The sequence below is a fragment of the Bacillus sp. CCB-MMP212 genome, assembly GCF_022748145.1.
Lineage (GTDB): Bacteria > Bacillota > Bacilli > Bacillales > Bacillaceae_G > Bacillus_A > Bacillus_A cereus.
This window is the reverse complement of the sequence record NZ_JALDQE010000006.1, coordinates 416627-442834: the sequence shown is the minus strand read 5'-3', so window position 1 is coordinate 442834 and position 26208 is coordinate 416627. Positions and strand designations below refer to the sequence as shown.

Below are 26208 nucleotides of genomic sequence, written 5' to 3'. Positions count from 1 at the left end.
TCTATTAATATATGTACAAACTACCTAGCACTTCATGCTCTCGTTTATTTCCACCTGTAAACTCTACTGCAAATGGATTTTCGCCATTCTTATTCAAATGTTCTAGCACTAGCCCTTCTTCAATCGGTTCACAAAACTGTACATGAATATCTCCAAACACTACACTTTGACACTCAGCATTCCATTTTTCATTTTTCACAACTGAGCTTGTAGATAGTCCCATTACTTCTTTCCATTTCCGCACCGTTTCTCGAACGTTTTTCACTGCATAATGGATTGTTTCAATTTGTTGTACTTTGTTTTTATGTTCCGTAATCGTTCCAATGTTACGTAAATCGTTTCTTCTTTCTTCGTCCGTTTCATTCCACTGTATAAAGAAAGGTAATTTCAGTTCGTTCTCTTCTTGCTTAACAAATAACATTTTCCATTCTAAAAGCCGGCCATCTTTTCTCATGCGTTTCCCTTCAAATGGCCCTATCGTATGTAAACCGTGCTTCTTAAAGTTAACTACTAGCTCCTCAATTGCATCTGTTCGGATTGCGATTTGTAGCATTCCTTCTCCATTTTGTAGTTTCACCACTGTTTCTTGTACTAATGGGTTTTCTGCTTCTTTCGCTTTTTCTTCATGTTGAACTGCTAAAAATTCTATATATGATAAATCAAAATAACTTAAACTATTCCAAGTACCCCAATTCGTATGCTCTCCGCCTAATACAGTATGAAATCCAAGTTCCTGCATTTGTTTTGCCGCTTCCTCCGGTGTACCATGAACTGTGTGAACGAGATGATCAAATCGTAACATGTCTTTCTCCCCTTTCTCTCCATCCTTTTATTGTATATTTTATTTTTCTTTCATTCAATTCAAAAACTTTAAAACCTAGTTGATTTATACGATTAATATGTATTATAATGAAACAAATTTAATTATTGCTGATTGGAAAAACCAAAGGCACTTTTCTCATACGGGAAAAGTGTCTTTTTCATTTATTATTACAGGGGGATTATTTATGCAGAAATTAATTGTCTTTGCTATTATTGGATTTTTCGCTCAATTGATCGATGGAGCACTTGGAATGGCGTATGGGGTAACGTCTACTTCACTATTATTAATGTTTGGTATTGCACCGGCTGTAGCTTCCGCATCGGTTCATTTAGCTGAAGTCGTTACAACTGCAGCTTCTGGCGCATCTCATATCAAATTTGGAAACGTTGATAAATATACAGTTTCCAGGCTTACATTACCTGGGGCAATCGGCGCATTTGTTGGGGCATGTTTTTTAAGTAATTTGCCTGGCGATGTAATCAAACCGTACATTTCCGTATTTTTATTTACTTTAGGGGTTTATATTTTATTACGATTCATCATTCAAAAACAAATTGTCACTTCAAATAAGCGTATGTCTGCAAAACAACTTGTGCCGCTTGGTTTATTCGCTGGATTCGTTGATTCAACTGGTGGCGGTGGTTGGGGGCCGATTACGACGCCTGTTCTTCTAGCAAGAGGAAATGAAGCTAGAAAAGTTATTGGATCTGTAGATACAAGTGAATTTCCTGTTTCACTCGCTGCAACAATTGGCTTCTTCATCTCACTTGGCTGGGAACAAGTAAGCTGGGTTTGGGTATTTGCCTTAATGCTTGGCGGTATTGTCGCAGCTCCAATTGCTGCATGGTTAGTTCGTATCGTTCCAGCACATTTACTTGGGGTATTAGTTGGCGGTCTTATTATCTTTACGAATATACGTACACTGCTTACTACATTTAAAGTGGATCCAACTATTATTTCACTTTCTTACGTTGCAGTTGGTCTTGTCGTTATTATTTCTATTTTCATTGCTGTTCGAAATCATTCCAATCGTCCTAACGCATCAACCGCTGAGTATCCAAATGATCAGAAGCAAATGCTACCATAACTATAAGAAATACCGCCCAATTTAGAGCGGTATTTTTTATTTTTCTATTTTCCAATTAATCATCGTTTCTGTAGCATTTACTCTCTTCATATGTAACTTTTCTAAAACACGAATCGAACTATAATTATCTAGAAGTGTCTCTGCAATTATTGTTTCTACCTCTCCTGTTTTGAAAGCCCAATCGATTAGTTCTCTTACAGCTTCTGTTGCATAGCCCTTATTCCAATATTTCTCAATAAATCCATAGCCAATTTCCACTGTTTGATTCTCGTTTGGTTTCCCTTTAAACCCAATATCACCTATAACGCTATCATCTTCTTTCCGAAGAACATACCACGCGCCCCATGGTAATATAGCTGCATCTTGTTTTACATTCTTTACATGCCCTACAATATGCGGACCGCTATTGTATCCTTGCTCGTTAGCAATTTGAATTCTCTCTTCTGTACACGGCACTATATAGAGCCTTTCTGTTTCTAATTTCATATTGATTTCCCCTTTTCAATTAAACAATACCTCAATTTTACTAAAAATAAAAAGAATATTCATCCTATTCGTTAAATTTATACTTATTCTTTGAAACGAATTTAAGGAATAATCCTCTTTTGATAGTTATGTCGAATTATATTTTTCTGAATTTTCTTTTAATTTAGAGGGTTTTTCAATATTTTTTGCGAAACATTTGTATAACAATTTTTTCTTTGCTTATTGCTACATAATAGTAGGTTCGGGTGGAGTTTTGCAAGCGTTTCCTATACAATAACCGATATTTTTTGACTTTTCCTAACAAAATATCTTGCAATATATTCAGAAAGTCATTACAATTGCCATATATTAAAAATCTTAGCAATATATAAATCCTCATCAATCCGATGAGGTAGAGGTTGCGACTTTTAATAGTAAAACGGACGAGACACAGAGAATGTCAGCTGACTCCGTTTGAAAGGAAAAGTTGCCGAAGTTTATATTTCTTCTCTGGAAATATGAGCTGGGGCTGTCTCCGAAAGGAACAGAACTGTCACGTTTACAAAATTACCGTGTAAACGTGGGGTGCTATCTTAACGGAAGGGTATGATGGGGTGGTTATTTGTGAAACGTTCCGCCAAATTCCTTTGGCGGTTTTTTGTATTTTTCTCCCCCGCTCCTTCCTAACCTACAAGAAAAGGAGTGTTGAACATGAATAGCGCAACAAATCAATCTACCTCTAAAACGCAAACTACACAAGGACAAGGTGAATTAAAACGCGGATTAAAATCTCGTCACCTTACGATGATTTCTCTCGGTGGTACAATTGGTACCGGACTATTTCTTGCCAGCGGTGGTGTCATCCATACAGCTGGACCTGGTGGCGCATTAATTGCATACGCCGCAATTGGAATTATGGTTTATTTTTTAATGACAAGCTTAGCTGAACTTGCAGCTTACATGCCTGTTACTGGATCTTTTAGCACGTATGCAACAAAATTTGTTGATCCATCACTTGGCTTTGCACTTGGATGGAACTATTGGTATAACTGGGCAATTACGATTGCTGCTGAACTTGCAGCCGTAACATTAATTATGAAATTTTGGTTCCCAGATACCCCTTCTCTTATTTGGAGCGGATTATGTTTAGCTATTATTTTCCTTTTAAACTATTTATCTGTTAAAGGGTTTGGTGAATCTGAATATTGGTTCGCACTTATTAAAGTAGTTACGATTATTATCTTTTTAATTGTTGGTTTCATGATGATTTTTGGAATTATGGGCGGTGAAACGGTTGGATTTAAAAACTTCACTGTTGCAGATGCACCATTTAACGGCGGTATCATGGCAATTATCGGTGTGTTTATGGCAGCTGGTTTCTCATTCCAAGGTACTGAACTATTAGGAGTAGCTGCTGGTGAAACGTCTGATCCAGAACGTAATATCCCAAAAGCAATTCGTTCAATCTTTTGGCGTATTCTTTTATTCTATATCCTTGCGATTCTCGTTATCGGTTTATTAATTCCTTATACAACTGAAAGCCTTGCTGCAAGTGATGTTACAGTAAGTCCGTTTACACTTATTTTTGAAAAAGCGGGCGTTGCCTTTGCTGCTTCTGTTATGAACGCTGTTATTTTAACTGCTGTACTATCTGCTGGTAACTCTGGTATGTATGCATCAACTCGTATGCTTTGGGATTTAGCACGCCAAGGAAAAGCACCAAAGTTTCTTGGTAAATTAGATAGCCGCGGTGTACCTGTTAACGCGTTAATCGTAACGTCAATTGTTGGTAGTATTGCTTTCATTGCTTCTTTATTCGGTGATGGTGTTGTATACATTTGGTTATTAAACGCATCCGGAATGTCTGGTTTTATCGCATGGGTTGGAATTGCAATTAGTCATTACCGTTTCCGTAAAGCATATATCGCACAAGGAAAAAATTTAAATGACTTACCATATAGAGCAAAATGGTTCCCATTCGGTCCAATCTTCGCATTTACACTTTGTATCATCGTAATTTTAGGACAAAACTACGGCGCATTTATGGGTGAAGCAATTGATTGGAACGGTGTACTCGTTTCTTACATCGGTTTACCACTCTTCTTAGTACTATGGTTAGGTTATAAATTTACGAAAAAAACAAAAGTGATTCCACTTGATAAATGTGAACTAAAATAAAGTGAAACGAGCAAACAAATTTGTTTGCTCGTTTTTTGTTGCAAACCTCTTTACTTCCCTATTGCTCCTGTTTTTGCAATAATAAAGGAAATATAAATAAAGGTTGGGATACAATGAACATCCGCATTACTGATGAAGCGAAAGCAGCTATACATAGATTAGAACTTGAAGATAAAAAAATCGTTCGCATTAGAGGAACAATGACGAACTCTTGTAGTATTTTCGTTGATATCGATTTAATTTGGGATACATATAACGCAGATGATGTTGTATATGAAGATGCAGAGCTTATCGTACAAATGGATTCATTCACGAAAGACTACACTGGTGATACGGTGAAACTTGATTATAAGACGACAGGTTTTAGTATTACGACTCCGAGTGAGACTTTGGTTTATGGATTGTCGATTAAAAAATAAAAATTGTTTTCATTTGACCACCGAGGTGAAAAAATGGGTAAATATGTTCCGTTAAAATTTTTATTTAATGAAGAATTAGCAGAAAAAATAGCTGATTCTATTTGTAAACACGATCCTTGTTTCTCTAAAAGCATCTTTGTAGATTCTGTAGCTTGTAAAGTTGAAAATTTAGAGTTAAAACAGCGTATTGAAGTAATTGCAGATGAATTACACAATGCTTTACAAAAAGATTTTAATGCTGCAATACATATATTACTGAAAACATTAGGACCAGAAAATACAACAGAAGTAGGCACATTTACAAATGGATATATGTACATGCCTGTTGCAAAATACGTTGAAAAATATGGGCTTAACGATTTTAAAATCTCGTTTAATGCAATGTATGAAATAACGAAAAGGAATACTGCTGAATATGCCATTCGGCCCTTTCTTGAAACATACCATGAAGATACACTAAACATATTACAACAGTGGATTCATGACGAAAACAGCCACATTAGGAGATTAGTTTCTGAAGGTACAAGACCAAGGCTTCCTTGGGCTAAAAAAATAGGAGCTCTAAAAGGTGATTTTAAGTACAATTTACAACTCCTTGAACCATTAATGAATGACCCTTCTAAATATGTTCAAAAATCTGTAGCCAATCATATTAACGATATTACGAAAGAAGATAAAGAACTCGTTTTTCAGTGGTTACAGCAATTACGTGATAAACAGCATCCTATTAATCCTTGGATTATAAAACATGGGTTAAGAACAGTTATTAAAAATGGTACTTTACCAAAAGATTTTTGTTTTTGAGTATATTAAATAAAAACGCTATCTTTTCCTATGATTCTAGAAAAAGAATAGCGTTTTTTTACTCGTCCAGCATTTAGTAGGTATAACTTTTTATATTTCAAAAGACTTTTCTCTCTAAAAATATTTTTCATACAAATTTTCACATTCTAAAAAATCTATAAATTTCTTATAATGTGTCACTGTTCTTTCTAAAGCAATCATTAAAACAAAAATAAAATAAATTGCTTGGATTCCATTCATATAATTAAAGAGTGATTCAAATATATATACAATACTTGCAATCATAGAACAAAACCATAAATAAAACTTCATTTTCAGCTTTTTAATTTTTTGCTTAGTTGTCTTACAATACTGGCCATGAACTCTTATAAACAAATAAATTGCTGTATGTAAAATAATAATTGAAAATTGAAAACTTCGATTGTCCTCCGAACTAAATTCAGAAAAATCTATTTCTAATGAATGTAATACTATCCAAATAGAAAATAAAGATAGCAGAAATACATATAAAAAACCAATTAATAATTCAAAAATAAAGAGCCAAGGTTTATTTATGATTGAGTAAAATGGATTTAGATATTTTATGGTTAATAAAAATTTTCTCACTAAATCAGTAATAATAATTGATGTATTAGTTATATTCATATAGAAAAGTAATGTTATTGGAACTAATAACATTATAGTGATGCCCCAAACAGTAATCTTAATGCCTGATAAAAAGAAAACAGCTCCATAAATTATAACTGAAAAAATAAAAGTTGATACTGGAACAAACATTAAAAATGTAAAAGTTCTTATTATGATTAAATCCCCTAAAAAATCTTTTATTATGGAAACGTGTATTTTTTCCTCCTTGTATTTTTTCACAGTATCAACTATTTCTTTCTCAGATAAAAGAAAACACTTCAATCTATTAAACATAAAAAAACCCCTTTATATTAAAAAGATTAAAATATATACCAAACTGTTATTAAAATTTCATAAAAATAATTGTAAATTTTGTATAAGCATCTTTTTCACTTTCAACTGTAATTAAGGCGTGATGTGCCTCTATAATAGCTTTGACAAGTGCCAATCCAATTCCGGTCGATCCGTGCTTTTTAGAACTACTTGATTTATAGAATCGTTCAAAAATATGAGGTAATTCTTCAGCTGAAATTCCCTCTCCAAAGTCTTGGATTACTAGTTCTGTATAGATTGGAGAATTTTTGGCCTGAATCATTATTTTACCACCGGGTTTAGAATGTTCGATTGCATTCTTCAACAGGTTTAACAAAGCTTCCTGCATCCATAATTTGTCGTGAATAACGACTATTTCTCTTGGTGCATTCCAATCAATCAAAATATTTTTATCACTTATCATGCTTTGCAAGCGATTTAGTACTTCCTCAGTCGTATCTACTAAATTCCCTGGCTCTTTATCAAACGAAATCGCTTTTGCATCAATTTTTGCTACTTTTAACAAATTCTGAATTAAGACATTCATTCTAGAAATCTGAATATCATTATTTTGTAGTAATTGAGCTTGTTGCTCTCGGGATAGTTTCTCATTTAACAACATTTCATTATAGATAGAAATAGTTGAAAGCGGCGTTTTTAACTGATGAGATATATCCTGCAACACTTCTCCTAAAAACCGTTTCTCTTCAAGCAAATCATGCATATTTTTTCTAATGATATCCCTCATTGAACGAAATGAAATCGCCAGTTTCGCGAAATCCCCCTCTTTATTTTCATTGATGACAACCGAGTAATCTCCCTCGATTATCTTTTTTGCAGCTCTAGTAAGCTGGCTAATCTTATTGAAAATAATTTTTTGTTGCATGTAGTTTGCAACAAAAAGTAAAAATCCAAAAGCAATCAATCCCCACATCATAAATTGATTGTGATTAATAATTAGATTATTTAAGTGAGGAAAAAATTTTGAATCCAAGTCTTCATATAATCCATATTGCTTTAGGATCTCTGTCCCTTTTTCCTGATATTTACTTGAGTGAGACGAATGACTTGATAAGACTTTCATAATTTCCGCTTCATTTTCTGGATTCTGCTCTACCAACCTAGCTGTAATTTCCCCCCATGTTGCAATAGAGTCTCTTTTCAAATGATCATAAAATAATTGTTGAATAATAAATTGGTAAATCACAAATATAGATAAAAGGACGGCTAGTATCGTCATATAGCTTTTTAACTCGGTATTTTTCATTATCTTGCTCACCCAATCACGTCCTTGCTCCAACGATAACCATATCCTCTTTCGGTAACGATAAACTGTGGTTTTTGAGGATTGTCTTCAACTTTAGCTCTTAAACGCTTTATGTATACAGATAACGTGTTTTCATCAAAAAAAACATTTTCTCCTTCTGTTATTTGTTGTAGGAGTTCATCTCTTTTTAATGCTTTGTGAGAATTCTTCATGAAATTCAATAGCAGCTTGTATTCTAAATTCGTCAATGTAATACTTTCACAATTTTTATAAACCTTGACTAGGTTCGTATCGATTCTTATATTCTCAGATCTTAAAATTTGAGATGGCGTTTCTAGCGACGCTTGTTTACGCAATTGTACTTTCACTCTGGCCATGAGTTCCCTAACCCGAAAAGGTTTGGTTATATAATCATCACCGCCTATATCCAGCCCCATTACCACATTTGCTTCTTCATCTAGTGCAGTTAAGAAAATAATAATCGAATTCTCGTTTTTCTTTTTAAAATACAAACATAAGTCATAACCATTACCATCTGGTAGGCCGATATCAAGGATGGACAAATCAAATGTATTGTGAACAAACTGGTGTTTAGCTTCTTTTACACTGGACGCTCTAATCACCTCATAACCTTCATTTCTCAATGAAAATTCGATGGCTATGCCAAGAGCTTCATCATCTTCAACTAGTAATATTTTTTTATTCAAGTATGCCCTCTCCTTTTTTCCCCTAGCTTATACTCCAATTACAATAGCCTGGCTATAATCTAGCCAGGCTTATAATATTATTGTTCTCTGATATTATCAATAATATTATCTTGTTGAATTTTTTTCAATGGATTTAAGACTGATAAATAACTAATTATTAAAGCTGAAACAAACGTAATGATACAAGCCTCATAGGGAATCGTCCATGTCATTTTCAACATATCAGATATAGCTAAATATATAATATAAGACAATATACAGCCAAAAAAGATTCCTTGTAAACTTCCAGAAAAACCGTAAATCAAAGCTTCATAGGTAATCATTTTTTTCAAATCCTTTTGTGACATACCAATGGATTTCAAAGCGGCCAATTCTTTTCGTCTAGTCATGATACTTATAGTTATAGTATTGAGGATATTAACGCTACTAATTAAAGAAATGACTGTGATGAAACCATATGCAAGCACTTGTAAAGTAAGTTTTTCTTCTTTTTTTGTTTTATTTTCTTGATAATTATTTACGATTGTAATGGTATAGCTTTTTCCAATCGTGTTTTCTATTTCCTTTACTGTCGCGGAAGATTGAGTTACATCCTTTAATTTAGTTTCAAAGCTATTCTCCTTTTTTTCGTATACTTTAGATATATTTTCAAGTGATTTCAATTGATGCAAAACTTGTTCACTTTCAGCTAAATGATCTGGATTATTATCCACTATCTTAATTGTAATATCCGATTTAACAGATAACTTATCAAAAGATTTAGATGCAAATGCAACACTCATTAAATACGAGAAAGTAATAAATAACACACTACTTATAATAATTGATAAGATTGTAATGGTATAGCGATTTTTATTTCGCTTAACATTTTTCATAGCCATGCTCAAAGGAATAGATAAAGGTTTTTTCACCATGGAATTCTTTTGTTTTTTGATTTGTTCCTTTTTAATTGACAACCTGCTACTAATTGCCAACAAAGGGGAGATTTTCCCTGCAAAATAAGCTGGGTACAAACTTGACGCTATTACAGAAAGCAAGGTAATAATCGAACTTACTAGTAAAATATTCCAATCAACATAAAATATCGAGACCGCTTTACTATTTTCCATTAAAAGTGAAAAAGTGAACTGCAGAGAGGCAAGTGCTATTAGGCTACATATAATTCCAATTGGTATAGCGATAACAGCCAGAAAAGTAGCTTCTCTCAGAACGATTTGCCTAATTTGCTTTCGTGTTGCACCAATGCTTCTCAACAAGCCAAACTGCCTCGTTCGTTCTACGACACTGATTTGAAAAGCGTTGTAAATCACAACAATTGTCGCTATCACAACAATGCTGATTGTAATAATTAGCGTAGCCATAATCGAATTATTGTAACCTGGTTTCTCTAATTGAATTAATTCATTACTTATATTAATATTATTTTCTCCGGAAATGGTCTTGAGTCCCTCTAAAACCTCATTAAAGTTTGCTTTTGAGCTAATTCCAACTAATATTTTTCCTTCACCAGCGCTAAACTTACTCTTATAGGTTAGTAACCGTCCCACCTTATTTTCCTGTGTATATGTACTATCACTTAGAAAACCAACCAATTTGTATTTTTTTTCATTTAATTCGAATGAATCACCTATTTGAATATTTTCTTTTATATAAGGTAATACCCAGGGATCAACAGCAACTTCTTGATCATTAGATGGCAATCTGCCCTTAATAATACTGTATTTTAAAAATTCCAAGGCGTTATCATCAGCAAAATTCATTTTTACAGCAGCCTCTCCAACTTGGACTGTTTCTCCCTGTGACATTAAACCAAATGATTCAATTTGCGGGTTATATTTAATTTTTTTCAATATCGATTCATCGTAATTTAATACAACGGCATGAAAAGAATACCCTTGCCTCTTTTTCGTATTCTCGATTTGAGAAATCTGAGTACCGTTCATAAATAGGCCGATTGTAGAAATTAACGATACAGAGAGTACGATTCCTATCAAAGTTAAAATTGTTCGTTTCTTATTTCCCTTTAAGTATCTCCTGCTTAATTGTTTATAATTACCAATCAAGATTAGTTTCCTCCCGTCTTAGGCTTATTCGTGGATAGCCGCTGATCGGAAATGATTTGGCCATCTTCAATTGTAATAATACGGTCAGAAGTTGATGCAATTTTTAAATCGTGAGTAATCAATACAATAGTTTGATTATATTTTTTTGCTGTCAATCTTAATAAATCCATGACTTCTTTTGTGTTTTGAGTATCCAGATTTCCTGTAGGTTCATCAGCTAAGATTAAATGTGGGCGATTTATAAGTGCCCTCCCAATCGAAACCCGTTGTTGCTGACCTCCTGATAATTCAGATGGTAAATGATTTCGTCTTTCATGAAGTCCCAGAATTTCAATAATTTCGTCCATATAAGGATTATCTACAGGTTCATTATCTAGTAAAGTGGGCAAAGCTATATTCTCTTGCACATTCAATACAGGAATTAAATTAAAGAACTGAAATATAAAACCAACTTTTCTTCTTCTAAATATCGAAAGTTCATTATCTGAATAATTATAAATATTGTTCTCTCCAATAAATACTTGTCCTGAACTCGGACGGTCCAATCCTCCCAAAATATGCAACAATGTACTTTTACCTGAGCCAGAAGCTCCTACGATTGAAACAAATTCCCCTTGCTGTATAGAAAGATTTATGCCCTTCAAAGCATCTACCCTACTATTTCCTTCACCATAACTTTTGACTACATTTTCTATTCTTACGATTTCCATTTATATCACCTTATTTTCATTTTAATTTAGTCTTGTACCTCTACAAAGTTTATTTTATTCTGATTATTCGAAGAGAGCTTATCAATCTGTTGTAAAACTTTGTCTACTTCTTGTTTGTTTTTATAATCAAAATTACGTTTTTGAAATTGAATCAATTTCATTATTGACTCTGATTCAGAAATTGCATTATAGTCTTGGTCTTTTAGAATAACAAGGTTCATTGGGGCATACCCAATCCAAATTTGCTGTTTAACATACTGGGCAGATACCATCTTACCGTTCAAATTCAACTGGTTATTTTCAAAATTATCAACCATAGAATCCTTATCCGCATAAGAAAATAATAGATTCTGATCACTAGATACTTTATTTTTATCTTTCACCCTCTCAGAAATAGTAGATGCTAAATTTGGATCTTTTCTAGCTCTTAGAAGTCCCTTATTAAATAATTTTACCGCGGTAGAACTATTAATAACTGCATATTCTGTAGTGCTGATTTCAAATTCTTCATTTGTATCATTTTGTTTCTTATCTTCTTCTGATAATGGAATCCTTTTTGTTGTTGTGACGTACTTTACCTTATAGTCTATTGATTGTTTAGTGTCATCTTTAAACTCTTGTTTAACTTTTTCTACGTCAGTTGCAGTACCACTAACTAGAATCCCATCGACTAGTTGTCCTGGACCTTGCACATAACGTTTTACTCCTAATCCTATTCCTATAAAAATAGCAATAACAACTGTATAACTTATAATTTTTTTCATTAGAATACTCCTTTAGTAAATGATTTATATCTGGATTATAGATGAGTTTTTTTCATAAGTTAATGACTTCTATCTAACTATGTGACTTCTAATCTTACAATTTTGTAAGATTAGTATTCCCCATGCTCAACAAGCTAAATTTATATAATAATAATCTTATACGTTATTATTCTCTTTTTTATTGAAACGGGTCGAATCACAGGCAATAACCCGACCTATAATGATTAATGTTACAGATAATAACTTAAGGCCCGTCTTATATATAATCTAAATCTTTAAAATAAACAAAGGATATTACTCCTAATACAGCACCAACTATCCCTAGCATCAAACCCTTATACTTTTGTATAAACATCTTATTCCTCTTTTCGTACAAATAAATTATTCCATATATAACAATACTAAATTATGGAATGCTTCCAAAGAATTAAAACGTTTTTATATTCAGTTTATACGTCTACTTCTTTACTTATCCCATAGATAAGTAAATCCAAAGGGATACAAAAACGTCACTTCTTTTATAAACAGTACGAATTTATTGTTACTTAATAGTAGTGAGAAATATCACATATCTCATAAAAGGGCTGGGCGGAAATTTAAGTTTACTAAATACCTTTTCTAAAGTTTGAGTGCACCCTTTTTCTGTACACTCCATCCAATCTTTCATCAAACAACTACCTTCTCCCATAATTTTAAAGGATTCCCACTCGATTATCCCAAATATATAAATTACTATTCTCACAAGGAGCGAATTTATATGAATCTATTCGAACACGAAACGTAAAACCGTTCCCCTTTCATAAGAGGTCCTCCTTTTTTCTTTTCTCACCATATCATTTACTTACAAAATAGGAGGATACAATTATGAAACGTGATCCATTATTTTTAACTTTATTAGCAAGTGCTAATACAAATTTTAGCGGTTGGGATTTTTCTTTTATTTCAGAAACGGGTCGAATGAAGAGTGAGCCTTTATCGTGGTCATATGGCAGTACAGCTTTCCAGCTTATGCAGCATGCAGAATCAATGCTCGATATGGGTACTGGCGGCGGAGAGTTTTTATCTCTGTTACAACCGTTCCCGTCAACTATTTATGCTACTGAGGGCTACGCTCCAAACGTGCCAATTGCTCGAAAGAAATTAGAGCCTTTAGGGGTTACTGTTGTAGAGGTGAACGATGATACTTCATTGCCATTTCAAGATGGTCAGTTTAATCTAATCCTAAACCAACATGAATCATATGCTGCTTCTGAAGTAAAAAGAATCCTTTCTCCAAATGGAACATTTCTTACACAACAAGTTGGCGGTCTCGATTGCGCGGAACTTAATGACCAATTTGACACACTACTAAATAGTGAATTTGCAAGTTGGTCGCTTGAAGCGGCATGTAATGAACTACAGGAAAACGGATTTACTATCTTAGAAGCGAAAGAAGAATTCCCTTTCCAACGCTTTTATGATATTGGCGCTATCGTCTATTATTTAAAAGCAATTCCGTGGCAAATTCCTGATTTCACTGTCGAAAGGTACTATGAGGAGTTATATCGTATACATGAGATTATCTTGCAAAAAGGATATTTTGATGTGAAGCAACATCGATTTATGATTAAGGCGATTCGTGACTAACGGAAAAGAGGTGGCAAAGCCACCTCCTTTTTTGTTCCGTTTACGTATGTTCTCTACTCTTTCACCATAAGAAAAGTTATATCATACATATTACAATTATGACCAATGAATTGTATTTCTGAAACTTATAATCACCTCGCATATATAACGAGAGCAAAAACGTGATTTTTCACTTTCCTCTTCTATTGAGAAACGAGTTGTTTTTCATATCGCTTGTTCGCATCATCTTCTTTCAAACATGCAGTTGTGTAATGAATAATATTCCGGTTATCGTACGTGAATATATGTTTTAACTTATTTTCTTCTGTTAATACTGTGGGTAAGTATTTTGGTAAATTGCTAACTACTCCTCTATTATCACCATCTAATATCCAATCAATTTCTTTCCATTCTAATAAGCCTTCAGCCGTACGTAATGGTGAATTCATTTGCATTCCATCTGGCAAATCAGCAACGAACACATACATTCCTTCACTAGCCTGGGGCTCACCTTTACCTTTAAAACCAACAGTCCCTTTATACGTTACACTTGAAAGTTCTATGCCCGTTTCCTCAAACGTTTCTCTAATTATTCCTTCGTATGGCGTTTCATTCTCTTCTATTTTTCCTCCAACACCATTCCACATCCCCATATTCGGCTTTTTATTTCTATTTAATAGCAGTATTTTATCGCTTTTTCTAATAAAGCAAATTGTGTATTTGTACATACGATCATTTCCTTTCATTTTCCACATGAGTTATTTGGCTTATTTTCAAGTAAAAACACTCGCCTTACAATTCCTTACTACATAATATATAGTACAACTTTCATGCGTAAACACTTTACGTCAAACGAGAGAATCCTTTTTAGAAAGGAGAATTTAAAATCGATAATATAAGCAATAAATTTTTAAACCAATATTACAACAGCCTCGTGTGGTTAAACGATACACACTGGTTCGGGGTTCCAATCTGTAAACTTCCCTCTGATCTCTTTTTGTATCAAGAAATTATTTATGAATTAAAGCCCGATTTAATTATTGAATGCGGGACTTTTCACGGTGGTAGTGCACTGTATTTAGCTTCTATGTTAGATTTAATTGGAAAAGGTCACGTACTTACTATCGATATAACTCCGCAGCCAAATCGGCCATCACATAATCGGATTACGTATTTAACAGCATCTTCTGTTTCTGTGCAGGCCATCCAAACAATAGTAAGTATGCGCAAACCTGATGATGTGATTTTAGTTATTTTAGATTCTGATCATAGTAAAGAGCATGTTTCCAAAGAACTCTTGCTATATAAATCTATCGTCACTACTGGCAGTTATATAATTGTAGAAGATACCTCCATTAACGGAAATCCGCTTCTTCCCGATTGGGGTCCTGGCCCAATGGAAGCTGTGGAAGAGTTTTTAACTAAAAACAATAACTTCATAATCGACGAGTCTAAACATAAATTTTTCATATCATTTAATCCAAAAGGTTTTTTAAAGAAAATAAAGTGAAACTTTAATAAGTGGGGTTTTGCACATCCCCACTTATTCTATCATTTTCATTTTTGAAAAAGGATAATATACAAATTCCACCTTGCCAATTATGTTATCTTCTTCAATATATCCTAAGCCATTGCGACTATCTCTACTCACTTCGCGGTTATCTCCCATTACAAATAACTTATTTGGCGGAATTTTTGTCTTTTGAAAGTTATAAAACACTTGTGTGTTGTTAAATAAATCTTTGTTCGTATATGGTTCTTCTTGCTTTTTATCGTTCACATATACCTTTCCGTTCGTTATGTTAATTACATCACCAGGAAGCCCTATTACACGTTTCACATAATATTTCGATTCATCCTCTTCCTTTATAATGACAATTTCTCCGTGCTGTAAATTAGAAAGACGTACTACTGCTTTATTTACAAATACGTAGTCTTCTTCATATAAAGTCGGCTGCATCGATTCGCCTTCCACTTTACATAAAGTAAAAGAATGGTAGCCTATTACCATCACAAATATAAATAGTATGTACTTTCCCCAGCCTCTCTTAATCTCCTTTTTCATATCCATTCCCACCTTATAAAGCGCTTTTTAACTCAAAAAATATATCACTGCACAATATGTTTCCATGCAGTGATACTATTTTTACTGTGCCTTGTTCGGTTGTTCTACTGGAATTGAATTTGTATTTGATCTATTTGTTTTTAATTCAAAATACGCATCCAAAATCTCTTTACCAATCGCAGAATTAATTCCTGATTTATCATCATTCACCCATGGTACAACAACTGAAAAAGCTACTTCCGGATCAGCATCATATGGTGCATAACCGGCAAGAGTTAAATTATAACATTTTTTTCGGTTGTTGTTCTCATCTCTTCCAATATCACTTTCTCCACCATATACTGTCTCAGCTGTTCCTGTTTTTCCCGCTGGTTTATATGGTAGACCTTTAAACGTTCCGGTACCTGTTCCGTCAGCTTCTTGAAAAACTCTTCTAAATCCTTCTTTTACATGATTAATGTACGAAGTGTCCATATCCAATCTATTTAATACAACTGGTTCAATCGACCGAACGACTTTTCCTACATCCTCTGGTCTATTCGGTTGCTCTCTAACTTCTTGTACAATTTGTGGTTTCATTCGGTAACCGCCATTTGCAATTGTGGAAATATATTGTGCAAGCTGAAGCGGCGTATATGTATCATACTGTCCAATCGCGTAATCAAGTAAAAATCCGGGTATGTTATCAGTTCTACCTATTTGACCGATTGATTCATTTGGCAGGTCAATACCAGTCGACACACCTAGGCCAAATTGTCTAAAATAGTAGCGCATTTTATTAAATGTTTCTTGTTTAATGTCTAATGGATTATTTGGGACATAATTAATGCCTGCCATTTTTAAAGCTGTATTAAACATATAAACGTTTGATGACACTTGTAAAGCTCTTAAATCATCAATATCCCCAAATTCTTTCCACGATTTCTTCGGCTTAGAACTTCCTTTAAAATACATTGGTGCATCAAAGAAATGTGTATACGGCTTAATCGCTTCTGTTTGATATCCAGCTAATAAAGTAGCCCCTTTTACAGTTGATCCTAACTCATAAGAACTTGTCATCGTTCCTAATGCATAATCTTCTATTTGCATACCGCCATCTTTATTTACAATTTTCTTTCCTGCCATTGATAAAATTTGACCGTTTTTCGGATTCATCATTACTACGAACGCACGATCCATCATCGGCTCTGCAGCATGAAAGGCTCGTAAATTCTTTTCAAGACTTCCCTCTACTCTTTTCTGCAAATCCATATCGACTGTTAACATTAAATTATTTCCACTTTTTCCTTCGGTCACTTTTTCTGTTCGAACAATCTTCCCTGCTTTATCCATAATATTTTTAGACTGTTCTTTCGTTCCATGTAGTGCATCTTCGTATTGTTTTTCGATGTAACTTTTACCAATACGGTCGTTTCGATTATAATCACGAACTAAATAATAATCTAATTGCTCTCTTGGCAACCCTTCATTTTCATTAGAAACGCTACCTAGTATAGAACGCAGTATTTTATCATTTGGGTATTCACGTTCCCAATCTACTGTCGTATCTACCCCTGGTAAACTTGCCAACCTTTCACTAACAACAGCATATTCATTTTGACTTACATCTTTTTTAACGATTTGCGGTGTCATTTTATATCCTGCATTCATTTTGCTTTTAATTACTAATACTTCTATATCTTCCTTTGAAAGCTCATTTAATTCTTCTTGCGTAATTCTTTCCCGGCGCAGTTCTTCTACTTTTTTATCTAATTCTTTTCCTTCTATTTCTTGCTTTCTAAATTTACTCTCATCTTCTTTCGTTACTTTCGCTGCTGCCCGCTTTTCATTTAACTGCATCCAAAAATCTTTCTTATCTGTCTCTGTTAACTTATCCATGTCCTCTTGCGACATTTCAATTAGCTTGGCTAAATCTCTTGCTACTTGTAAAACTTCTTTTGAGTCCACTCCTCTCATTTTCGTATATGTAACGGTTCGTAATGGTTTATTATTTACAATAACGTGACCTTGTCGATCAAACATTTTCCCTCTAGGAACGGGAGTACTTACCGTTACATCTTCCTTTTTGTTTACTTCATTTCTATACGTTTCTCCATCAATGATTTGTACTTTACCTAATTGAATTATAATAGCTGAAAATAAAAGAAAGACAATAAAAAATAGTACATTTAACCGAAATGGAATATGAGTCTTTTTCTTTTTCGATTGTTTTTTCTGCTCCTTTTTCTGTCTCATTTCGCTCCCTCGCTTCATTCTATTAACATTTCTACGCAAAATCATTATGTATCAAATTTATTTATATGATATATATAGAATTTTATATTAATTACTAAAGAAATAAAAGATTTAATTTTCAGTTTTTTAATTTTATAACCTATTTATTACCATTCCCCTTCATAAGTCATAACATGAATTTTATTCAAACAAAAAACTGAGGTGTTCTCTATACACCTCAGTTTTTCATAAAAATAATAACTTATTTAACCGACGATAACCCTTCAACAAACTCACCAATCTTATTTTGAAAAACAAAATCAAAGTTATATTCCTGTCCTGCTAACTCTTCATTTACTAAAATAGTTGTTGCTCCCACTTCCCTCTTTGCAATTTGCGGGAATGAAGCGACAGGCTGTACTTTTAGTGATGTTCCCATAACGATAAGCACATCTGTTTCATATAAACGTTTGATAGCATTTTGATATTGCGGCAATGTATCTCCGTATAAAACAACGTCTGGATTTAAAATGAAATTACACTTCTCACAACGCGGTACTTCATGATCAATCATATACTGTAAATCATAGCCTGATTTACATTTTGGACAATGTGCTGTTTGAAGTGTTCCATGTAAATCGATGACATGCTTACTGCCACCTAATTGATGTAAACCGTCAATATTTTGCGTTAAAATCGTAATATCTTTCCCTTGTTCTTCTAGCGAAGCTAAAAAGCGATGTCCACGATTTGGTTTATATTGATGGAACGTATTAATTTGAAAGATTTCTTTATAATGCTTCCAAAACTCTTTCGGACTTCGATTATAATACCCTCTTGATAAATACATCTCCACATTCGCATCAGCATACAACCCATTTGCTGAACGAAAATCTGGAATACCACTTTCCGTACTTGCACCAGCGCCTGTTAATACTGTAATTTTCTTCGCTTTTTCTAAAATTGAACGTACTTCTTCAAATTGTTGCACAAAAATCACCTCTATGTATTTTCCTATTCTTATTATACCAGTTGTTTACAGGAGGTGTTGTACAATTCATTTTACTTAATGCGTTGCGCCCCCAACCTCTACAATATCTACTTCAACTGTCGTCGTTACTTCGATTGCCAATTCTATCCCCTTACGAATAGTAGAAAGTGACATACTCGGTTGCCCTGGATAATTACTCGCTTGTTCTGGTAAGAACGGAATGTGAATGAATCCACCTTTTATTTTCTTATCATGTTTCTCTAGTTCATGCATAAGTCCATAGAATAAGTGATTACAAACGAATGTGCCTGCCGTCTGTGAAATAGATGACGGTATGCCCTCTTCGCGAAGTTTTTTTACGATTGCTTTCATCGGAAGTGTAGACCAATATGCAATCACTCCTTCTTCTACAACTGGTACATCTACCGGCTGATTCCCTTCATTATCAGCAATTCTTGCATCATCAATATTAATTGCGACACGTTCTATCGTAATATCTGGTCTGCCCCCAGCTTGTCCAATGCATATAATAATTTCCGGCGCTAGTTCTTCTATATACTCTTTTAATACGCTTATTGATTTATGAAATACAGTTGGTACTTGTTTGCTTATTATCTTGTATTCTCCAATTGTTTTTTCATGCAAACCTTTTGCTACTTCCCAAGCTGGATTGATATTTTCTCCGCCAAACGGATCAAACCCTGTTAATAATACTGTTTTCATAGTTTTATCCTCCTAATTAGAAACGATATACAAGGCCGTACATAATAAACATATTTATGATAAAAATTGAAAGAGCAATTGGTACTTGCGCTTTAATAACCGCATTTTTATCCTTTAGCTCTAAAAGCATCGCAGGTACGATATTAAAGTTTGCTGCCATTGGTGTAAGCAGCGTTCCGCAATATCCAGCAAACATACCGAGTGCTGCCATAATTGCTGGGTTTCCGCCGTGCATTTGAACTATTAAAGGTAAGCCAATTCCGCCAGTAATAACAGCAAACGCTGCGAATGCATTTCCCATTACGACTGTAAATAGCATCATGCCTAAACAGTACGCCATAACAGCAACGAACGGATACTCTGTCGGTAGCACTTGTCCAACTAAGTCTGAAACAACTTGTCCAACGCCAGACTTCGCGAATATACCGCCAAGTGCTGCTAACATTTGTGGCAAAATAACAGCCCAGCCGACAGCTTGTAATAGTCTGCTTCCTTCTTGTACAGGCGTTGTTATTTTTGATTTTGTAATACGCATCGCCGCAACGAATGCGAGTAATGCACCAAGCGCTAATGCAACTAATGTTACTTTATCTGGATCAACAAGAGAGACATTTCCCCATTTAATTTTCCCTAACGTCAACGTACCGATAATTGTAAAAATAGGAATTAATAGTGCAGGCATAAAAATTTTATTTTTTAATTTCTCAGCATGTTTCACACGTTCTTGTACTGGAACTTCTTTTTCCTCTGATTTTGTTACTTTATTTAGTGAAGCTAAAACGACCATAGCGAGCACTATACAGCCAACGTAAAACGAAGGAATTACATTTCCGAATAAAAATGTAACTGCAAACAATGCCCAAAATAAACTAGAACCGAATCTGTTTGGATGTTCACGATCGAATGCGATACGAACAGCGATAAAAGCAACGATTATCCCTAATACATAATAGATTGTATCCATTGTGATGATGTTCATATTAAATTGCCTCCTTCTCTTCTTTTCCTTCTGCCTTCATTGTTTTCTCTATATATTTATCAAACCTTCTAAATCTAATCCAGCTTACAATAAGTGCAGATATTGCTGTCGGAATGCCCCAAAGTGCCATATCCCATACTCCGACATGCATACCTACTGAATCGAAGAATCCTTTCATTAATAAAATAGCTCCAGTTGCGATGAAAATATCTTCTCCGAAAAACCAAGCTGTATTTTCAGCAGCTGCTGCGTTTGCTTTAATCTTTTCTCTTAATTTTTCAGGAAGTTTACCGTATTTACCTTGCGCGGCCCCTTCTGCCATCGGTGCAACGAGCGGCCTTACTGTTTGCGCATGCCCACCAATATTAAGCCCTAGTGCTGCTGATGATTCTCTTATCGTAAAATATGACATTAATACTCTTCCAGTTGTTGCTCCTTTTGATTTCGTTATAAGTGCTTCTGCTCTTTCTTTTAAACCGTAACGCTCTAAAATTCCGATTACCGGTAAAGTTAATATAATTGGCATAGACATATATCTATTTTCTATGAAAAATTTACCGAACATGCTGATCACATCATAAAAACTTAATCCTGAAACCATACCAGTAACAATACCTGCAACCATAACTACTAAAAGTGTATTTAATCTAAATAAAAAGCCCACTGCAACAAGTAGTATTCCGATTAATTTAATCATCCCAGCACTTCCCCCTATTTTTTATTTCGGTGCACAAATAGAAATATCATTAAGTTTGAATGTTCTGTATATTCTTTCTGCAAATTGCACTGCTTTTTCCCCATCACCGTGTAAACAAATTGTTTGCGCCTGAACTGCTACTTTCTCTCCATTGACCGCATTTACATGGCCTGCTTTCACCATTTGAAGTACTTGCTTTATCGCTTCGTCTTCATCTTTTATAAGCGCATTTTCTTCTGTACGGCTCGTTAATGTACCATCTTGCTTATATGTACGATCCGCAAAAGCCTCTTGTACAAGAGTTACTTTGTATTTTTCTGCAGCCTGTATAAACGCCTCGCTATTTGCTAATCCATAAAGTAATAGACTTGGATTTATATGATAAATTGCCTTTGCAATTGCATCTGCAATTTCCGGATTAGACGCCGCCATATTATATAAGGCACCGTGCGGCTTTACATGCTGCATTTTCCCGCCTGCCGCTTTCACAAATGCGTCTAATGCGCCTGTTTGATATAAAACATAATCGTATACTTCACTTGCTGAAACATTCATGTTTCTTCTACCAAATCCAATTAAATCAGGAAATCCAGGATGCGCCCCTACTGCTACGTTATGCTCCAAAGCTTTTTCAACAGTTTGACGCATAATAGACGGATCACCCGCATGAAAACCGCAAGCAACGTTTATAGAGGAAACGAACGGAAGAATTTCATCATCATTCCCCATTTTATAAGAGCCAAAACTTTCTCCTAAATCACAGTTTAAATCGATTGTAGTCATAATGTATTCCTCCTAATTTCAGCTTCGTAAAGCGATGAATTTCTTTAATAGATTCATATTTACTTCTTGTTCTATGTACAATTGTTCCGCTTCTTCAAGCGTAATTTTCTCAAAAGAAACATAGTCCCCCGGCTTTAGCTGGGCAAGAAGAGGTAAATCTACTGAAATGATATTTCCCATTCTCGGATAGCCACCTGTCGTTTGCCTATCTGCCATTAATATAATCGGCTGTCCACCATTAGGAACTTGAATGGTTCCAAATGTAACAGGACTCGATAAAATCTCTTTTTCTTCAATCCTATTTAAAACTTCTCCCTCAACCCTATAGCCCATACGGTCAGCATAATTAGATACCTTATACTCTTTCGTAAAAAATGCCTTTCTACTTTCTTCTGTAAATTGATTATATTCAAAGTCAGCTATGACACGAAGCTTAGGATGTTTCTTATACTTTGGTAGTACGCTGTTGCTAATTGCCCACTTCGTTTTTATACACTCATCTTTTTGTAAGTCTTGAATGAAACGATTCGCCATTTCTGGTTGTGCACCAATTTGGAAGTAGTCACCCTTTTTCAGCATTCTTCCTTCTATACCACCAATCGCAGCACGTATGTACGTACTTTTGCTTCCCATTGTACGCTCAATATGTATACCACCCGCAAAAGTTACATACGCTCTGCAACCACTTTTCACTTTTCCAAAACAAAGCATACTACCTTCTTCCGCTAAAATGGGACGCCATAACGGGATACGTTCTCCATTCAATAACGGTTCCATATCTGCTCCGCCAATCGCAAGTAAAGTCGTTTTCTTTATTAACAATTTAGGTCCCATAATCGTCATTTCGAGTCCCGCTTCATTCTCCTCATTACCAACTAACATATTGATCATCCGAAGTGCACTTTGATCCATAGTCCCGCCAACTGGTACACCGTATTGTTGATAATGAGATCGCCCTAAATCTTGGACTGTTGTAAACATTCCTGCATGCAAAACCTCTACATCCATTCTTTAGCCCCCTCAAGTGATACGTACTCTTCCTTCGTTATTGGGATAAATCGTAAATACATACCGCTTTGAATAAAGGTTGGTGTTTCTTCTTCCGGATTAAATAAGGAGATTGGTGTTCGACCAATAATATTCCATCCACCCGGTGTTTCAAGTGGATAAATACCTGTTTGATTTCCGCCGATTCCTACCGAACCAGGTGAGATTTGTAACCGCGGTATTTCTTTTCTAGGTGTTTCTAATTCTTTTGATAGTCCTCCTAAATACGGGAACCCTGGTGTAAAACCTAGCATATATACAAAATATGTAGTTTCACTATGTATTCGAATCACATCTTCTACTTGTAAACCTTTATAATGCGCAACCTCTTCTAAATCAGGTCCATATTCTCCCCCGTAGCACACTGGTATAGAAATATGTTTCACATCCTGTTTTACTTCTTCTTTATAAGAATCACACAGCTCCTTTATATACTGGTGAACGTAATCATATGGCCTTTCACTTCTCTCATTTCTCTTCCATACTTCGTATACATTGTAGTAAACAGCTAATGAAGTAAACGACGGAACGCACTCAATCATTCCTGCAAATGGATGTTGCTGCAGTGCTTGAAATAACCGCTGTACTTTCTCATATATATCCATCTTAATTTCTTCACCAAATGTAACAATAATTGCTTGATCCCCTAACGCAGAAAATTTCATCCTACTCCCTCTTTCTATGCCAAAAAGCCGAGTTCTTTCGAAATGCGATGTGCTGTTTCTTTCACCTTAGCGATAAAATATGAAATGTTACTTTCGCTGTACTCAATTGCTAATCCCGAAATACTCATACCTGCTACAACCGTTCCATCACTTGCGTAAATGGGCGCTGCTATTGCGGCTGTATGATTTTCTAACTCAGAATAACTAATTGTGTAGCCTTCCTTTTTTGCCATTTGCAACACTTCTAGCAATTGTTCCTTATCCACAATTGTTCCATCTGCAAACTGTTTTAAATCCACTTCCTCTATGTATCTCCGTTTCTCTTCCTCAGAAAAATACGATAGTAAAATTCTCGGACATGCACCAGCATAAAGCGGTGCTCTTCTTCCAACCGCCGTATACACGCGTACTGGCTGAACACCTTCCATCTTTTCAACATAAATTGCGTCATTACCATCTTGAATTATTAAATTAACTGCCTGTCCTAAACTATCTCTAAGTTCTTTCATATAAGGAATTGCTATATTCCTTACTGATAATCGTTGTGAAACAAGTTGACCGAACCGTAAAAATACGACCCCTAAACGATATTTCCCCTTTTCGCTTTTTTGTAAAAACTCCATCTCTTCTAACGAGCCAATTAAACGATAAACAGATGTTTTCGGCATATTTGTAAGCTGAACCATCTCAGTTAAACTTAGCTCTTCATGCTCATAAAACAAATCTAAAATATCCATTGTCTTAACTGCCGTTTTATTTATACTCATTCTATCTCCCTTTCGTTCCGAATTACGGAACTTAAATTCCGTTTTTCGAAACAAACATATAATTTAAAATTATAAAATATTCTTTCAATTCTATCAATATTTTTTTCACGTACATAATCCGATATATTTTGTCCGCTATTAAAAAACAAAAATAATATGTGATTTATATAAAATGAAAGGCTCTTGGATGATTGAAAAAACTTTAACACGTGAAGAATGAACTATTAGTGAATGTAATTTATATTGGAGTGATTCGCTTCCTGACAGTGAATATAAAATTAACCCTAGAAATCACGACGGTTCAATTTCTAAAGTTCACATTGCTACAAAACTATTAGAATAAAAGCTGCAATAAAAAAGTAAATATAAAGAGCATGTATTGATCAATACATGCTCTTCTCATAGTTATTCAAATTATTCTTTTTTAACATGATTGAATGTTCCTTCGTACAACTACCGAGTCTATTAGTTGTATATTACTTATTTTTCAAAATCGTTCTTTTAGCTTTTTTAATAATTCTACTAGTTGATTTTATGTCAGCATCCTTTTCCCATTCTTTACACAGGTTCATTACCCTATCCGGTTTAGTTTTACTTGCATCATTTAACCAGTTTCCAACCGAATCTTGTACATATTTTGATGGATCTGATTTAAGTAAATTAAGAATAGGAAGTGCTTTTTCAGGTTCTTGTTTTAATATTTCAATATGTTTACTCCATACACCTCGAGGACGAATAGATTCTACAGAGAACCTGCGAATATTCTCATCTTCACTTTTTGCCCATTCTACTAACAATTCCACACTTTCTTCTATATTTTGTGAAAGTTCTTCTCTAATAGACATCCAAGCAATTTCTCGAACACCAAAATGATGATCCGCCGCAAAAGGTCGAATGTATGTTAATGTATCTTTTAATGTGTCATTTGATTTTTTATTCATAAACGCTGCCCAACATCGTACACTATCTGAAATATGATTAGATAATTTTAACAGTACGTCTTCCTTGTTTCCATCATTCTCTTTGAGTATAATTTCATCCAATAAAGTCCCTGTTATTCGTATGACTTTCATTCCTGTTTCAACGTTCTGTTTTTCTAATTCAGCTACTATACATTCCAAACTATTCTTGAGTCCTATTGAAGGTAAGACATTTTTAAGTAGTTCAATATGATTTATAGCTAGCCATTCTGTTAGATTAACACTTTCTACTTTCCCTTGCTGTAGTAATTGTAAGACCTCTTTAGGAATTTCGTTTACTTTCCTGGCTCCTTTCCTGTTTAAGATAATTTCTGATTCTTTCTTTATCATTTAAATTCCCTCCTTGCAATACTATCTTCAAATAAACAGAGGCCATTTTGAAAAGTAATAATCAAAATGACCTCTGTCTTTCTTAATTGAACATTCGGTTTTACAAAAAAATGTAATTTAAATCCACCGGAAGAAT

The 26208-nt window shown here is 34.4% G+C and carries 26 protein-coding genes and 1 riboswitch; of the genes, 6 read left to right on the top strand and 20 right to left on the bottom strand.

Going from position 1 to position 26208, the window contains the following annotated elements:
* Positions 1 to 4 precede the first annotated feature (4 nt).
* Positions 5 to 802 (bottom strand): VOC family protein, encoded by a 798-nt coding sequence (locus tag MRP26_RS19650; protein WP_088022780.1) that lies wholly within the window; start codon positions 800 to 802, stop codon positions 5 to 7.
* 205 nt (positions 803 to 1007) lie between these two features.
* On the opposite strand from MRP26_RS19650, the gene MRP26_RS19645 reads away from it, so the two are divergent.
* Complete coding sequence (locus MRP26_RS19645; protein ID WP_001170743.1) at positions 1008 to 1910, top strand: sulfite exporter TauE/SafE family protein; 903 nt, start codon at positions 1008 to 1010, stop codon at positions 1908 to 1910.
* A 36-nt stretch (positions 1911 to 1946) separates the two neighbouring features.
* Here the strand turns inward: MRP26_RS19645 and MRP26_RS19640 are convergent, their stop codons facing one another.
* Positions 1947 to 2396 carry a GNAT family N-acetyltransferase gene (locus MRP26_RS19640; protein WP_025117841.1) on the bottom strand — a complete coding sequence of 150 codons (450 nt, stop codon included), beginning with the start codon at positions 2394 to 2396 and terminating at the stop codon, positions 1947 to 1949.
* 384 nt (positions 2397 to 2780) lie between these two features.
* A riboswitch (Lysine riboswitch) is annotated at positions 2781 to 2974 on the top strand.
* A gap of 112 nt (positions 2975 to 3086) precedes the next feature.
* Here MRP26_RS19640 and MRP26_RS19635 point away from each other — a divergent pair.
* From MRP26_RS19635 to MRP26_RS19625, 3 genes are all read left to right on the top strand, one after another.
* Positions 3087 to 4553, top strand: a complete 1467-nt coding sequence (locus MRP26_RS19635; RefSeq protein ID WP_242806645.1) for an amino acid permease — start codon at positions 3087 to 3089, stop codon at positions 4551 to 4553.
* A 113-nt stretch (positions 4554 to 4666) separates the two neighbouring features.
* On the top strand, positions 4667 to 4972 hold the full coding sequence (locus MRP26_RS19630; RefSeq protein ID WP_029442697.1) for an iron-sulfur cluster biosynthesis family protein: 306 nt from the start codon (positions 4667 to 4669) through the stop codon (positions 4970 to 4972).
* 33 nt (positions 4973 to 5005) lie between these two features.
* Positions 5006 to 5776: a DNA alkylation repair protein gene (locus MRP26_RS19625; RefSeq protein WP_000521691.1), complete on the top strand. Its 771-nt coding sequence runs from the start codon at positions 5006 to 5008 to the stop codon at positions 5774 to 5776.
* 114 nt (positions 5777 to 5890) lie between these two features.
* Here the strand turns inward: MRP26_RS19625 and MRP26_RS19620 are convergent, their stop codons facing one another.
* The 6 genes from MRP26_RS19620 to MRP26_RS19595 form a co-directional block, all read right to left on the bottom strand.
* Entirely contained in the window at positions 5891 to 6697 is an 807-nt protein-coding gene (locus MRP26_RS19620; RefSeq protein ID WP_053564107.1) for a hypothetical protein, read from the bottom strand.
* A 49-nt stretch (positions 6698 to 6746) separates the two neighbouring features.
* Positions 6747 to 7982 carry a HAMP domain-containing sensor histidine kinase gene (locus MRP26_RS19615; protein ID WP_242806702.1) on the bottom strand — a complete coding sequence of 412 codons (1236 nt, stop codon included), beginning with the start codon at positions 7980 to 7982 and terminating at the stop codon, positions 6747 to 6749.
* 8 nt (positions 7983 to 7990) lie between these two features.
* A complete protein-coding gene (locus MRP26_RS19610; protein WP_001035094.1) occupies positions 7991 to 8689 on the bottom strand; it encodes a response regulator transcription factor in 699 nt (232 codons plus the stop codon).
* Between the two features lie 77 nt (positions 8690 to 8766).
* Positions 8767 to 10752 carry an ABC transporter permease gene (locus MRP26_RS19605; protein ID WP_088021872.1) on the bottom strand — a complete coding sequence of 662 codons (1986 nt, stop codon included), beginning with the start codon at positions 10750 to 10752 and terminating at the stop codon, positions 8767 to 8769.
* A gap of 2 nt (positions 10753 to 10754) precedes the next feature.
* Positions 10755 to 11462, bottom strand: coding sequence for an ABC transporter ATP-binding protein (locus MRP26_RS19600; RefSeq protein WP_242806642.1), 708 nt, complete (start codon positions 11460 to 11462; stop codon positions 10755 to 10757).
* A 26-nt stretch (positions 11463 to 11488) separates the two neighbouring features.
* Positions 11489 to 12226, bottom strand: a complete 738-nt coding sequence (locus MRP26_RS19595) for a lipoprotein BA_5634 family protein (RefSeq protein WP_242806640.1) — start codon at positions 12224 to 12226, stop codon at positions 11489 to 11491.
* A gap of 864 nt (positions 12227 to 13090) precedes the next feature.
* On the opposite strand from MRP26_RS19595, the gene MRP26_RS19590 reads away from it, so the two are divergent.
* Positions 13091 to 13852 carry a class I SAM-dependent methyltransferase gene (locus MRP26_RS19590; RefSeq protein WP_242806638.1) on the top strand — a complete coding sequence of 254 codons (762 nt, stop codon included), beginning with the start codon at positions 13091 to 13093 and terminating at the stop codon, positions 13850 to 13852.
* A gap of 182 nt (positions 13853 to 14034) precedes the next feature.
* On the opposite strand, the gene MRP26_RS19585 is transcribed toward MRP26_RS19590, so the two are convergent.
* Positions 14035 to 14559, bottom strand: coding sequence for an NUDIX hydrolase (locus tag MRP26_RS19585; protein WP_242806637.1), 525 nt, complete (start codon positions 14557 to 14559; stop codon positions 14035 to 14037).
* Positions 14560 to 14717: 158 nt separating this feature from the next.
* Between MRP26_RS19585 and MRP26_RS19580 the strand changes: the two genes are divergently transcribed.
* On the top strand, positions 14718 to 15341 hold the full coding sequence (locus tag MRP26_RS19580; protein WP_340672920.1) for a cephalosporin hydroxylase family protein: 624 nt from the start codon (positions 14718 to 14720) through the stop codon (positions 15339 to 15341).
* Positions 15342 to 15374: 33 nt separating this feature from the next.
* On the opposite strand, the gene lepB is transcribed toward MRP26_RS19580, so the two are convergent.
* The 11 genes from lepB to MRP26_RS19520 form a co-directional block, all read right to left on the bottom strand.
* On the bottom strand, positions 15375 to 15896 hold the full coding sequence (lepB, locus tag MRP26_RS19575; protein ID WP_016081083.1) for a signal peptidase I: 522 nt from the start codon (positions 15894 to 15896) through the stop codon (positions 15375 to 15377).
* 81 nt (positions 15897 to 15977) lie between these two features.
* Entirely contained in the window at positions 15978 to 18131 is a 2154-nt protein-coding gene (locus tag MRP26_RS19570; RefSeq protein WP_016081082.1) for a peptidoglycan D,D-transpeptidase FtsI family protein, read from the bottom strand.
* 241 nt (positions 18132 to 18372) lie between these two features.
* Positions 18373 to 19101 carry an NAD-dependent protein deacylase gene (locus MRP26_RS19565; RefSeq protein ID WP_242806636.1) on the bottom strand — a complete coding sequence of 243 codons (729 nt, stop codon included), beginning with the start codon at positions 19099 to 19101 and terminating at the stop codon, positions 18373 to 18375.
* A gap of 75 nt (positions 19102 to 19176) precedes the next feature.
* Positions 19177 to 19824 carry a pyroglutamyl-peptidase I gene (gene pcp / locus MRP26_RS19560; protein WP_161114332.1) on the bottom strand — a complete coding sequence of 216 codons (648 nt, stop codon included), beginning with the start codon at positions 19822 to 19824 and terminating at the stop codon, positions 19177 to 19179.
* Positions 19825 to 19840: 16 nt separating this feature from the next.
* Positions 19841 to 20803: a DUF979 domain-containing protein gene (locus tag MRP26_RS19555; RefSeq protein WP_001021658.1), complete on the bottom strand. Its 963-nt coding sequence runs from the start codon at positions 20801 to 20803 to the stop codon at positions 19841 to 19843.
* Position 20804: 1 nt separating this feature from the next.
* Positions 20805 to 21500 (bottom strand): DUF969 domain-containing protein, encoded by a 696-nt coding sequence (locus tag MRP26_RS19550; RefSeq protein ID WP_000593392.1) that lies wholly within the window; start codon positions 21498 to 21500, stop codon positions 20805 to 20807.
* Positions 21501 to 21521: 21 nt separating this feature from the next.
* Positions 21522 to 22283: a 5-oxoprolinase subunit PxpA gene (pxpA, locus tag MRP26_RS19545; protein ID WP_242806635.1), complete on the bottom strand. Its 762-nt coding sequence runs from the start codon at positions 22281 to 22283 to the stop codon at positions 21522 to 21524.
* Positions 22284 to 22301: 18 nt separating this feature from the next.
* Positions 22302 to 23291, bottom strand: a complete 990-nt coding sequence (locus MRP26_RS19540; protein WP_000382243.1) for a 5-oxoprolinase subunit C family protein — start codon at positions 23289 to 23291, stop codon at positions 22302 to 22304.
* Positions 23282 to 23995, bottom strand: a complete 714-nt coding sequence (gene pxpB / locus MRP26_RS19535) for a 5-oxoprolinase subunit PxpB (RefSeq protein WP_069355859.1) — start codon at positions 23993 to 23995, stop codon at positions 23282 to 23284. Before pxpB ends, MRP26_RS19540 begins: the two co-directional genes overlap by 10 nt.
* 14 nt (positions 23996 to 24009) lie before the next feature.
* Positions 24010 to 24762, bottom strand: coding sequence for an IclR family transcriptional regulator (locus MRP26_RS19530; protein ID WP_242806634.1), 753 nt, complete (start codon positions 24760 to 24762; stop codon positions 24010 to 24012).
* 476 nt (positions 24763 to 25238) lie between these two features.
* On the bottom strand, positions 25239 to 26072 hold the full coding sequence (locus MRP26_RS19520; RefSeq protein ID WP_242806633.1) for a DNA alkylation repair protein: 834 nt from the start codon (positions 26070 to 26072) through the stop codon (positions 25239 to 25241).
* Positions 26073 to 26208 lie beyond the last annotated feature (136 nt).